12 protein-coding genes and 2 tRNA genes are annotated in these 12,544 nt (G+C 54.7%); 13 read left to right on the top strand and 1 reads right to left on the bottom strand.

Going from position 1 to position 12,544, the window contains the following annotated elements; translation table 11 throughout:
- Positions 1-110: 110 nt before the first annotated feature.
- From tpiA to M5M_RS07240, 13 genes are all read left to right on the top strand, one after another.
- Entirely contained in the window at positions 111-848 is a 738-nt protein-coding gene (tpiA, locus tag M5M_RS07300; protein ID WP_015046841.1) for a triose-phosphate isomerase, read from the top strand.
- Positions 849-888: 40 nt separating this feature from the next.
- Positions 889-1,242: a preprotein translocase subunit SecG gene (gene secG / locus M5M_RS07295; RefSeq protein ID WP_015046840.1), complete on the top strand. Its 354-nt coding sequence runs from the start codon at positions 889-891 to the stop codon at positions 1,240-1,242.
- A gap of 22 nt (positions 1,243-1,264) precedes the next feature.
- Positions 1,265-1,349 (top strand) — tRNA-Leu (locus M5M_RS07290).
- A 515-nt stretch (positions 1,350-1,864) separates the two neighbouring features.
- Positions 1,865-1,941: transfer RNA gene (locus M5M_RS07285), tRNA-Met, on the top strand.
- Positions 1,942-2,199: 258 nt separating this feature from the next.
- Positions 2,200-2,655 (top strand): ribosome maturation factor RimP, encoded by a 456-nt coding sequence (gene rimP, locus M5M_RS07280; protein WP_015046839.1) that lies wholly within the window; start codon positions 2,200-2,202, stop codon positions 2,653-2,655.
- Positions 2,656-2,687: 32 nt separating this feature from the next.
- Positions 2,688-4,193, top strand: a complete 1,506-nt coding sequence (gene nusA, locus M5M_RS07275; RefSeq protein ID WP_015046838.1) for a transcription termination factor NusA — start codon at positions 2,688-2,690, stop codon at positions 4,191-4,193.
- A 14-nt stretch (positions 4,194-4,207) separates the two neighbouring features.
- On the top strand, positions 4,208-6,904 hold the full coding sequence (gene infB, locus M5M_RS07270; RefSeq protein ID WP_015046837.1) for a translation initiation factor IF-2: 2,697 nt from the start codon (positions 4,208-4,210) through the stop codon (positions 6,902-6,904).
- A 57-nt stretch (positions 6,905-6,961) separates the two neighbouring features.
- Entirely contained in the window at positions 6,962-7,351 is a 390-nt protein-coding gene (gene rbfA, locus M5M_RS07265) for a 30S ribosome-binding factor RbfA (protein WP_015046836.1), read from the top strand.
- Between the two features lie 6 nt (positions 7,352-7,357).
- Complete coding sequence (truB, locus tag M5M_RS07260) at positions 7,358-8,311, top strand: tRNA pseudouridine(55) synthase TruB (RefSeq protein ID WP_015046835.1); 954 nt, start codon at positions 7,358-7,360, stop codon at positions 8,309-8,311.
- 132 nt (positions 8,312-8,443) lie between these two features.
- Positions 8,444-8,713 (top strand): 30S ribosomal protein S15, encoded by a 270-nt coding sequence (rpsO, locus tag M5M_RS07255; protein ID WP_015046834.1) that lies wholly within the window; start codon positions 8,444-8,446, stop codon positions 8,711-8,713.
- Positions 8,714-8,984: 271 nt separating this feature from the next.
- Entirely contained in the window at positions 8,985-11,120 is a 2,136-nt protein-coding gene (gene pnp, locus M5M_RS07250; RefSeq protein ID WP_015046833.1) for a polyribonucleotide nucleotidyltransferase, read from the top strand.
- A 29-nt stretch (positions 11,121-11,149) separates the two neighbouring features.
- Positions 11,150-11,716 (top strand): DTW domain-containing protein, encoded by a 567-nt coding sequence (locus M5M_RS07245; protein WP_081640126.1) that lies wholly within the window; start codon positions 11,150-11,152, stop codon positions 11,714-11,716.
- A 137-nt stretch (positions 11,717-11,853) separates the two neighbouring features.
- A complete protein-coding gene (locus M5M_RS07240) occupies positions 11,854-12,093 on the top strand; it encodes a hypothetical protein (protein ID WP_144062411.1) in 240 nt (79 codons plus the stop codon).
- 100 nt (positions 12,094-12,193) lie between these two features.
- Here the strand turns inward: M5M_RS07240 and M5M_RS07235 are convergent, their stop codons facing one another.
- The gene (locus M5M_RS07235; protein WP_015046830.1) at positions 12,194-12,424 is read right to left on the bottom strand and encodes a VF530 family protein; all 231 of its coding nucleotides are present in this window, start codon (positions 12,422-12,424) and stop codon (positions 12,194-12,196) included.
- Positions 12,425-12,544 lie beyond the last annotated feature (120 nt).

Below are 12,544 nucleotides of genomic sequence, written 5' to 3'. Positions count from 1 at the left end.
CCGTTGTATCTGATTGGCGACTTCGCTAACATTGGCGCCCGCTCAGGGAGGCCCCCTGGGAAGCGCTAGCTTGAGTGCTGCTGCATTCACCTGACATGAAGGAAATGAGCATGCGACGTTCCCTGGTGATGGGCAACTGGAAGATGAACGGCAGTCTGGCTGCCAATCAGGTGCTGCTTGAGGCGCTCCTGGCTAAATGGCAGGGTGTGCACAAAGCTGAAGTCGCGGTCGCGCCTGTGTCGTTGCACTTGGCACAAGTCGGTCAGCTGCTGAGCGGCAGTAATATCCAGTTAGCCGCGCAAGATGCCAGCGCACATGCGAGTGGGGCGTTTACCGGTGAGGTTGCGGCCGCCATGTTGTCGGAACTCGATTGTCGCTATGTGATCGTCGGCCACTCCGAGCGCAGGCAATATCATGCAGAGTCCAGTGAGCTGGTCGCCAAAAAGGCGAAAGCGGTGCTTGCTGAAGGCATGGTGCCGGTGGTTTGTGTAGGCGAGACGCTGTCTGAGCGCGACGCCGGCCAGACTCTCGCAGTCATCAGCGAGCAGCTGTCACCGGTGATTGCATTGTTTGGTGCGTCGCTGGCGCAAATTGTTGTGGCGTATGAGCCCGTATGGGCAATTGGCACAGGTAAAACGGCGACGCCCGAGCAGGCCCAGGCAGTGCACGCGTTCATTCGCGACCAATTGGGCGCTGCAGGCGAGCAGGTCAGAATTTTATACGGCGGCAGTGTCAAGCCGGCCAATGCCGAGGCGCTGTTTGCCAAGACGGATATAGACGGTGCGCTGGTTGGTGGCGCAGCGCTCAAAGCAGATGACTTTTACGCCATTTGCCGGGCGGCCGATTGAATTGAGTGCGCTGAGTGCGTGCGATTAGTAAGAGAAGGTTATGGAACAGATTATTATTGTGGTTCACGTGCTGGCGGCACTGGCCATCATCGGCCTGATCCTGCTGCAGCAGGGTAAAGGCGCAGAGGCAGGGGCTTCCTTTGGCGGCGGCGCGTCTCAGACGGTATTCGGCAGTCAGGGCGGTGGTAACTTTTTTACCCGCATGACCGCGATATTTTCGGTGATTTTCTTTGCTACCAGCTTTGGTCTGGCCATTGTTGCCAAAAACCAGGCTGAGATCTCATCCAGCGCGGGTATTCCGGCAGTGGTTGAGCAGTCTGCACCGGTAGATGGCGGAGAAGTACCTTCAGTTCAACAGGAATCTTCGGAAGTACCAGAAGTTCCTGAGCAGTAAGCAATTGCTGCAAACCCCTTATGCCCAAGTGGTGAAATTGGTAGACACGCTATCTTGAGGGGGTAGTGACGCAAGTCGTGCCGGTTCAAGTCCGGCCTTGGGCACCAATGAAAAAAGACCCCGCAAGCAAAGCTTGCGGGGTCTTTTTATTTTCTAAGGCCTACCCCGGCTGGGCCGGACTACGTCCGGGTTGACGGCGGCCGTCCGTGGCCGCCGCCCTTCGGGCTGCTGTCGCAGTCCTCGTTTGCTCCCGGCAAACGAGTGGGCACCAATGCAAAAGTCCCGCTTTGCTTCGCTTGCGGGACTTTTTCCTCCCATATCACGTTTGAAGGCAGCTTTATCTGGGTAATGCAATGTGGGCTGCTGTGGTAGCCCTGGTTTTCATTTGGTAAGCGCATGGGGGTATGGTGGAGGTCCTCCGCTTGGATGAGGGATTTAGTGGCTAGCATCAGGTGATTAGCGGCCGGCCCCTGGCGTTCCGCTCAAAAACTGCCCGTCCCGCTGTATTTCTGCCCTAAGTAATTGTTTTTATAAAATAAATGCAAAAAGGGGGTTGACCGACTATGGGGGTCTCCCTATAATTCGCGGCCTCGGTTGGGGACATGTTCACACCGAGTGACGGTGCGGGGTGGAGCAGCCTGGTAGCTCGTCGGGCTCATAACCCGAAGGTCGTTGGTTCAAATCCAGCCCCCGCTACCAATTTTCAGGTTTGGTACCAATGCTAACACTGATGTATAGTGTGGCGCAGTTGGCCGGCATCGCCGGGCAGAAGTCGAAATACCAGGTCGGCTTTTGGCTACTGAGCAGCGTCAGCGACGCGCGAAAAGCCCCTTATGGGGTTTTTTTGTATGTGCAGCATGGCTGCACGCAGTAACAATGCCGCGCATTGTCGATGCGAGGCGAAAATAAGAATGGGCCTCAGTGCCCATTTTTTGTTTGTTTTTTCAGGTCTATCGAATGACAGCAAAACACGATGCGCTCGAAGCTATGGTGATCCCGGTGGTTGAGGCCATGGGGTGCGAATTCTGGGGGATGGAATATCTGTCTCAGGGTCGCAATGCCACGCTGCGTATTTTTATTGAAAAAGAAGGCGGCGTGCAGCTTGAAGACTGTGAAAAAGTCAGTCGCCAGGTCAGTGCAGTGATGGATGTAGAAGACCCTATTGCCGGTGAATATACCCTTGAGGTGTCATCGCCCGGGATGGATCGTCCGCTCTACACGCTGGCGCACTATGCGCGTTTTGCTGGCGAAAAAGTCGAGCTACGTTTGCGGGTGCCGTTTGATGGCCGTCGCAAATTTTCGGGGCTTATCGTTGGCGTGGAAGGTGACGAAGTGGTCGTCCGCGTCGATAACGAAGAATTTTTATTTACTGTTGATTCAATTGAAAAGGCTAACATCGTTCCGCAATTCTGAGCGGCAGGTGGAATTACAGAGGCTTTACCATTATGAATAAAGAGATTTTGCTGGTTGCCGAGGCGGTGTCCAACGAAAAAGGCGTAGACCGTGGCGTGATTTTTGAGGCCATTGAGACTGCGTTGGCAACTGCCACCAAAAAGCGCTACGAAGAAGACTCGGATATCCGCGTTGTGATCGACCGCAAAGATGGCAGCTACGAAACCTATCGCCGCTGGTTGGTTGTTGACGACGACACCCTGGCCGAATTGGGCACACAGTTCACGTTGGAAGAAGCCCACGAAGTGGACCCCAACCTGAAAGCCGGTGATGTGTACGAAGAGCAGGTTGAAAACGTTGAGTTTGGTCGCATCGCAGCCCAAACCGCTAAGCAGGTTATTGTGCAGAAAGTGCGCGAAGCCGAACGTGCACAAATCGTTGAGGAATACCGTCACCGCATTGGTGAGCTGGTCAACGGCACCGTTAAAAAAGTGACCCGCGATGCGGTGATTGTGGATTTGGGTAACAACGCTGAAGGCCTGTTGCCTCGCGATCAGCTGGTGGGACGTGAAGTCTTCCGCATGAACGACCGTGTGCGTGCGTTACTGTTGGATGTGCGGCCTGATGCCCGCGGTCCCCAGCTGTACCTGAGCCGTTCCTGCCCGGAAATGCTGATTGAGCTGTTCAAGATTGAAGTGCCCGAGATTTCCGAGGAAGTGATCGAGATCAAAGGCGCTGCCCGCGACCCGGGTTCACGCGCCAAAATCGCGGTGAAAACCAACGACGGCCGTATTGACCCTGTCGGCGCCTGCGTGGGTATGCGTGGTTCTCGTGTACAGGCTGTGTCGAACGAATTGGGTAATGAGCGCGTTGATATCGTGCTTTGGGATGATAACCCGGCGCAATTTGTGATCAACGCCATGTCGCCGGCTGAAATCGAATCCATTGTGGTGGATGAAGATACTGAGTCCATGGACGTGGCGGTTGAAGAAGACAATCTGGCCCAGGCCATTGGTCGTGGTGGTCAGAATGTTCGCCTGGCGTCCGAGCTGACTGGCTGGACCATCAATGTCATGAGCATTGATGACTGGAATTCCAAGCAGCAGGAAGAGTCCGGTAACTTTGTTGAAGTGTTCATGAACGCACTGGATGTGGATGAAGAAGTCGCTGAAGTGCTGGTGGAAGAAGGCTTCACCACGCTGGAAGAAGTGGCTTATGTGCCTCTGGAAGAAATGTTGGCTATCGATGGCTTCGACGAAGATATTGCCGAAGAGTTGCGTGCTCGCGCCAAAGATGCGCTGCTGACCCAGGCGCTGGCCACAGAAGAGAAACTGGATACCGAGCCGGCACAGGACCTGCTCACAATGGAAGGCATGGATAAGCACACGGCTTATCTGCTGGCAGCTGCTGGCGTAATTTCAATGGAAGATCTGGCCGAACAATCGGTAGACGATCTTTTGGATATTGAAGGAATGGATGAGGAGCGCGCCGCCGCTCTGATCATGAAAGCGCGTGAACCCTGGTTTGCCGATGAGACAGACAGCGCGGACGAGCAATAACCCGAGGAAACAGAATGGCTGAAGTAACTGTAAGCGAACTCGCCGAATCAGTCGGAGCTCCCGTAGAACGTCTGCTCAAGCAGATGCAGGAAGCTGGCCTGAAACACAAGAAGGCGGATGAGCTGGTCTCTGACGACGAAAAACAAACCCTGCTGCGCCATTTGAAAAGCAGCCACGGTGAAGACGTCTCCGAGCCCAAGAAAATTACCCTGAAGCGCAAAACCACTACGACCCTGAAAACCGGTTCGGGTGCATCGCGCAAAACCGTGAACGTAGAAGTGCGCAAGAAACGCACCTATGTGAAACGTGATCCGGCTGAGTTGGCTGCGGCGGCAGAGGCGGAAGCCGAAGCGGCGACGGTTAACGCTGAGGCCGAGGCTGCCGAGCAAGCGGCAAAAGCCGCTGCAGAGAAAGCCAAGGCGGAAGCTGAAGCGGCGGCGAAAGCCAAGGCCGAAGCCGATGCAGCGGCTGCAGCAGCTGCTAAAGCTGCCGAAACCAAGCAGGCTGAAGCACCGGCTTCAATCGCGAGTCATCGCCTGGACGACATGGAAGAGCGCCGCATAGCTGCGCTGGAAACCCGTCGCAAGCAGGAAGAGGAAGATCGCAAGAAGCAGGAAGAACTCGAGGCTAAACGCCGCGAGGAAGAAGAGCTGCGTCAGCAGCGTGCCGACGCCGAAGCCAAGGCCAAGAAAGAAGAAGAGACCAAAGGCAAGCACGGTCAGGCACCGAAAAAAGCGGCCCGCAATCTAGACGTTGACGATGGCGAAGAAGCTGGCCGCCACACCAAGAAAGCCGGTCACCGCGCGTCCAAAAAGGCGGCACCTGCGGCACCTAAGAAAGGTGCACGCATCGATCTGGCCCATCTGGACGAATTGGAAGATGAGTTGGCGCAACCGCGTCGCGCCCGTGCCTCGTTGAAATTGTCTAACAAGCACGGCTTCAAAAAACCAACACAGAAGCAAATTTTGGAAGTTGAATTACCCCCACTGATTACCGTCAGTGAATTAGCCAGCCGCATGAACATCAAAGTCAATGAGCTGATCAAGCGCATGATGAAGATGGGCGTGATGGCCACGCTGAACGATTCACTGGACCAGGAAACCTCTCAGCTGATTGTTGAGGAAATGGGCCACACCTTCCGCCTGAAGAGTGATAACGAGCTGGAAGAAGCACTGCAGCAGTCCATCACTCACGAAGGTGAGATGGTACACCGTGCGCCGGTGGTTACTGTGATGGGTCACGTTGACCACGGCAAAACCTCGCTGCTCGACTACATCCGTAAAGCCAAAGTGGCCGCGGGTGAAGCCGGTGGTATTACCCAGCATATCGGTGCTTACCGTGTGTCCACCAAGATGGGAGAAATCACCTTTCTGGATACCCCGGGTCACGCGGCTTTTACCGCCATGCGTGCACGCGGTGCCCAGGCCACGGACGTGGTGATTCTGGTGGTGGCTGCCGACGACGGTGTGATGCCGCAAACCATTGAAGCGATCCAGCACTCCAAAGCCGCTGGTGTACCGATCGTGGTTGCCATTAACAAGTGTGACAAAGAAGCCGCCGATCCTGACCGCGTGAAGAATGAATTGGTTCAGCACGAAGTGATCCCGGAAGATTGGGGTGGCGATACCCAGTTTGTGCACGTATCCGCGCACACCGGTCAGGGCGTTGATGAACTTTTGGAATCTATTTCCCTGCAGGCAGAAATCCTGGAGCTGCAAGCACCGGCCGATGTCCCGGCAAAAGGCGTGGTGGTGGAATCGCGTGTGGACAAAGGCCGCGGTGCCGTTGCTACTGTGCTGATTCAGGAAGGTACCTTGCGTCAGGGCGATATGTTGTTGGCCGGCCAGACCTATGGTCGCGTGCGCGCCATGACCAACGAACACGGTCAGCAGGTGAAAGAAGCCGGTCCATCTACGCCGGTGGAAATTCTGGGTCTGAACAACGCGCCCGGTGCCGGCGAAGATTTCGCCGTGGTGCCGGACGAGCGCAAAGCCCGTGAAGTGGCCGAGCATCGCGCGGAGAAAGAGCGCTCCGAAAAACTGCAGCGTCAGCAGGCCGCCAAGCTGGAAAACATGTTTGCCAACATGGGCGCAGACGAGAAGAAGATTCTGTCTGTGGTGGTCAAAACCGACGTGCGCGGTTCACTCGAAGCGATCATCAGTTCACTGGCTGACATCGGCAACGAAGAAGTTCAGGTCAACGTGGTGTCGTCCGGTGTGGGTGGTATCACAGAGAGTGATGTGAACCTGGCGTTGGCGACCGGTGCGATTGTGATCGGTTTTAACGTGCGTGCCGATGCCGGCACCCGTCGACTGGCCGAAGGTGAGGGCGTGGAAATCCGTTACTACAGCATTATTTATCAGCTGTTGGACGAAGTCCGTTCCGCTCTGGCCGGTATGCTGGCGCCTGAACGCGTGGAAGAGATTGTGGGTATTGCCGATGTGCGCGAAGTCTTCCGCTCACCCAAGTTCGGTCAGGTGGCCGGCTGTATGGTGACGGAAGGTACTGTGTATCGTAACAAGCCTATCCGCGTTCTGCGTGACAATGTGGTGATCTTTGAAGGCGAGCTGGAATCCCTGCGTCGCTTTAAAGATGACGTGAAAGAAGTCCGCTCCGGTATGGAATGCGGTATCGGTGTTAAGAACTACGACGTGAAGGTGGGAGACCAGATCGAAGTGTTCGATGTGAAAGAGGTTGCGCGCGAACTGTAATGGTTCGCCGTCCGCTTTTCCGGGCCGCCTGCGGGCGGCCAGTTTCGGGTAGAGGTTATGGCACGCGAATTTAAACGCACCGACCGGGTAGGCGACGCGCTCCAGCGTTCCATCTCGCAATTCATTCAGCACGAAATCCGCGATCCCCGTATTGGCATGGTCAATGTGAACGACGTGGAAGTGACGCGCGATTTTGCTTTTGCCAAGGTGTACGTGACCTTTGTCGGGCGCGAAACCGACGCCGAGTGCAAAGCAGCCCTGGACGTGCTCAATAAAGCGTCTGGTTTTCTGCGCACCCTGGTGGCGAAAGACCTGGATCTGCGCACCACGCCCAAGCTGCAATTTATTTATGACAATACCACCGTGCGTGGCAACGCCCTGGCCAGCCTGATTGAAAAGGCCGTGTCGGATGACAAGGCGCGCCATCAGGATGAGTCCGAGGACTGAGTCTGCATGGGTCGACGCGCAAAAGGCCGCCCGGTAAGCGGCGTATTGGTATTGAACAAGCCCACGGGCATCTCGTCCAACCTTGCCCTGCAGAAAGCCAAGCGGTTATTTTACGTGGCCAAAGCCGGCCACACCGGCAGCCTTGATCCCCTGGCGACCGGTGTTCTGCCCCTGTGTTTTGGTGAATCCACCAAGTTTTCCCAGTTTCTGCTCGATGCCGATAAAGGCTACGACGCCACTATTCGCCTGGGTGAACGCACCGACAGTTCCGACAGCGATGGCGAATTGGTAGAAAAGACCGATGCTTCCCACATCACCGAAGCACAGGTCGCCAAAGCGTTGGAGGCCTTCCGGGGGCAAATCCAGCAGGTGCCCTCCATGTTTTCGGCGCTGAAGAAAGACGGCCAGCCGTTGTATAAGTTGGCGCGTGAAGGCGTGGAAGTGGAGCGGGAAGCCCGTACTGTAACGGTTTACGCATTGGAATTGCTCGATTTCAGACCCGGTGACGTGGCCGAGGTGGATATCAGCGTCAAGTGCTCCAAGGGCACCTATATACGCTCCATTGCAGAAGATCTGGGGCAGGCACTGGCGGTGGGTGGCCATATCAGCCGTTTACACCGTACCCAGGCGGGGCCTTTTACCGATGCCCAGGCCGTGACGCTGGAGGCCTTGGCCGAAGAGCGTGGTGAAGGGTTGGCCGAAGTGCTGGATCACCATCTTTTACCGGTCGATGCCCCGGTGGCCAGCCTGCCTGAACTGGCGCTGATTGCCGACTCAGCCTACTATTTTCGCCGTGGTAACCCGGTAATGGACGCGCGGGCCTTTGCCTTGGGCGGGGTTGGTGATATGGTGCGTGTCTTCGACGATACTGAACAATTTTTAGGCATCGGCGAATTGACCGATGACGGCATGGTCGCGCCCAAGCGACTGGTGGCCACAGTTTCGACGCCTGAAGGCTGATTCAGCCCTCGGTCGGAAGCAGGACCTGTCTGTAAATATGCACGGGCAGGCCTTATAACCGGTTGTTATGAAAGAGTCTTTCTTCCAAACAACTTGCATATTCAATTGTTATTTAATTGTAAGGTGAATGAAATGGCACTGAGTGCAGTAGAAAAAGCGGACATCGTTAAAGAGTATCAGCAGGCCGAAGGCGACACAGGTTCGCCGGAAGTGCAGGTTGCCCTGCTGACCCACAACATCAACAAGTTGCAGGGTCACTTTGCTGACAACAAAAAAGATCACCACTCACGTCGTGGTCTGATCCGCATGGTTAACCAGCGTCGTAAGCTGCTGGATTACCTCAAGGGCAAAAACGCCGAGCGTTACACTGTCCTGATTAAGAAACTCGGCCTGCGTCGCTAAGTTTCCGGTGCCCGCCCTTTGGCGGGCGCTTTTTTATTCAGGGGAATTGGGCTTTGAATAATTGGGGTCAGATACACGGAAAATCAGAATAATTGGGGTCAGATACACATTTCGCGAGCGCAGCGTAAATCGCTACTTTCTATTGGCGAAAAGTGTATCTGACCCCAATTATTCCAATTTTCCCTGACCCCAATTATTCCCCAGTTTTCCGAACGTTATATGTAGCAACAAACAACACAAGTGAAAGTAAGAAGAGAAAAGGACGATATAAGTGAATCCTGTAATCAAATCGTTTCAATACGGAAGTGACACCGTAACTCTGGAAACCGGTCGCGTTGCGCGTCAGGCCAGCGGTGCGGTCATTGCAACTATCGGCGAAACTTCAGTGCTGTGTACTGTAGTCGGTGCCAAAGAAGCCAAAGAGGGTCAGGACTTCTTCCCTCTGTCTGTGCACTATCAGGAAAAAGCCTACGCGGCGGGTAAAATCCCCGGTGGTTTTTTCAAGCGCGAAGGTCGCCCCAGCGAAAAAGAAACCCTGACCTCGCGTCTGATCGACCGTCCCATCCGCCCGCTGTTCCCCAATGGCTTCAAGAATGAAGTGCAGGTGGTGTGTACTGTCGTTTCCGCAGAAAAGAATGTCGATCCCGATATCTGCGCCATGATCGGTACCTCGGCGGCCCTGGCCATTTCCGGTATTCCCTTTGCGGGCCCCATTGGTGCTGCGCGCGTGGGTTACACCCAGGCCGACGGTTACATCCTGAACCCCACCTACAGCGCGCTGAAAACCAGTGAGCTGGACATGGTGGTTGCCGGTACCAAAGACGCCGTGCTGATGGTTGAATCAGAAGCTAACGAATTGCCAGAAGACATCATGTTGGGTGCCGTATTGTACGCCCATCAGGAAATGCAGGCCGTTGTGCAGGCGGTGAGTGAACTGGCCCGCGATGCAGGCAAACCCGTGTGGGATTGGTCTGCACCGGCTGAAAACACTGAATTGAAAGCGGCCCTGGCAAAAGGTTTCGAAGACTCTATCGGCGTTGCTTACCGCATTACTGACAAAGCCAAGCGTTATGATCGTTTGGGCGAGCTGCGCAGTCAGGCTATTGAGGAGCTGGTCAATGAAGACGCCGGCGTTTCCAAAGATGATGTGCGCGAAGCCTTTGCCAAGCTCGAAAAAAATATTGTGCGTTCACGTGTAGTGGCCGGTGAACCCCGTATTGACGGCCGCGACGCCAAAACTGTGCGCGCGATTGAAGTGGAAGTGGGTGTTCTGCCCAAGGCCCACGGTTCTGCCCTGTTTACCCGTGGTGAAACCCAGGCACTGGTGGTTGCAACTCTGGGCTCTGCCCGCGATGCACAGATCATTGATGCACTGGAAGGCGAGCGCAAAGATCCCTTCATGCTGCACTACAACTTCCCTCCCTACTCTGTAGGTGAGTGTGGTCGCATGGGTGCCACTGGTCGTCGTGAAATTGGTCACGGTCGTCTGGCCCGTCGCGGTGTGGCTGCCAGCCTGCCGAACATGGACGATTTCCCCTACAGCCTGCGCGTTGTGAGTGAAATTACCGAGTCCAACGGTTCTTCTTCTATGGCCTCTGTGTGTGGCACCAGCCTTGCGCTGATGGACGCTGGCGTGCCAATGAAAGCCCCCGTGGCCGGTATTGCCATGGGTCTGGTGAAAGAAGACAACGGTTTTGCCGTACTGACCGATATCCTGGGTGACGAAGACCACCTGGGCGATATGGACTTCAAAGTAGCGGGTACCGCCAACGGTGTGACTGCGCTGCAGATGGACATCAAGATCGAAGGTATCACCGAAGAGATCATGGAGATTGCTCTCGAGCAGGCGCTGCACGCCCGTTTGCATATCCTGGCCGAAATGAACAAGGTGATTTCTGCTCCTCGTGGTGAGATCAACGACAACGCGCCACGCTTCGAAAAGATCAAGGTTGATCCGGACAAGATCCGCGACATCATCGGTAAAGGTGGTGCAGTGATCCGTGCCATGACCGAAGAAACCGGTGCGTCTATCGACATTGAAGACGACGGTACCGTCACTATCTTCGGCCAGACCGGCGAAGTCATCCGCGATGTGCTGGATCGTATCGGTGCTATCACAGCAGAAGCTGAAGTGGGCGAAATCTACGAAGGTACGGTTGTACGCATCGTGGACTTCGGCGCCTTCGTCAACTTCCTGCCCGGCAAAGACGGTCTGGTACACATTTCACAAATCGCTGAAGAGCGTGTGAACGATGTGAACGACTATCTGAAAGAAGGCCAGGTGGTGCGCGTGAAGTGTCTGGACGTAGACCAGCGCGGCCGCATCAAACTGTCGATCAAAGAAGCCAAAGCAGAAGAAGGCGGTGCCGATGCACCAGCCGCTTCTGAGGAAGCTTCAGCCGAGTAATCGGTTTGGTTTGGTAGAAAAGCCCGGCAATGCCGGGCTTTTTTTATTGTAGAAGATCAAAGCCAATCGCCATGCAATTTACGCTTATTACACACGAGCGGGAACTTCCCAAACCGTCGAATACCGGCCAACTCATACTTGCGGCTGCAGGTGTTGCGGCGCGCCGGATTGTCTGGGCCAGACGAACACCCGATACGCAACTCTTGTCTGACATTGAACAGCGTCGTGTTGTACTGGTTTACCCTTTGTTGGGTGCCGACGGTTTCCGATTGACCTGTTTGGAAGAAAAAGACCATCACAACACCCGCAATCAACTGGCGACGCTATTGCCGCAAGCGCCGGTAATTGTGTTGATTGATGCCACTTGGCAGCAAGCGCAAAAGATGTTTAATCAAAGCCCCTACCTGCAACAGCTGCCCAGACTGGAATTGGCCCGCGAGCGGCCGTCACAGTTCTGGCTACGACGTAACCAGAAGTCCGCCGGGCTTTGTACCGCGGAATGTGCCATTGAGATACTGCGCCTTGCCGGTCAGAAAACAGCAGCGGACCGGCTCGAGCTGGTTTTTCAGGCATTTTTGCATCAACCCAAGCGATAAACGGACCTGAATCGTAATGCCCGCACCTGCTTTCGCTTTAACGTGTCAGATCAAAGCCTTATCGTGACTGAATGGTTGTTGCTGAGTTCCGGGTGTAGAGTTTACTCAAATCGATCGTGTCCATTGGGGGCCAATATATGAATGCAGGAAAAGTACGTTACGTTTTGTTGGCCGGGTTGCTATTGCCCTTGTGGGGTTGCGTCGCAGGTAATGATGTGAAAGTTGAAGCCTACCGAAACACCACTGTGGGGCAGGAACTTATAGACCTTGAAAAGGCGCGTGAAAAAGGCTTGGTTAATCCCTCTGAATACGAAGCATTGCGGGAAGAGATCAAGAAGGGTGGGCCGATTAATATTGATCTGGACAAGAAGAAGTAGCGAAAGTTTTCTGGTGTAATGCGCTTCGCTTATTACACCCTACGGTGTCGTAGGGTGGATTAGCGAAGCGTAATCCACCAAAGCCTCTCCTGCGTTAGGATTACTGCCACGGGGAGGATGCCGTAAAGGTAGCTACGTAGAGTTGTTCAACCTTTTCTCTTGCCCATGGCGTTTTCCGAAGAAACTTCAAAGACGACTTGATAGACGGATCCTTGCGAAAGCAATTTATGGCTATTAGCTCGCCTAATCTCTGCCAGCCATAATGATCGACCAATTCAGTTAAAAGTTTTTCCAGGGTTATGCCGTGGAGGGGGTTGTTGGGTTGGGTCATTGGCGTGCTTTCTGGTTCTGAAACTCCTACTGTACCACTCTCACTTATTGAGGACTATTTACTGCTGTTCCCTGCAGACCATGTTGTCCTCCAGACTCAAGATGCGCTCGCGGAATATCG

The organism is Simiduia agarivorans SA1 = DSM 21679 (assembly GCF_000305785.2).
Classification (GTDB): domain Bacteria; phylum Pseudomonadota; class Gammaproteobacteria; order Pseudomonadales; family Cellvibrionaceae; genus Simiduia; species Simiduia agarivorans.
This window is presented reverse-complemented; position numbering and strand designations above follow the sequence as displayed.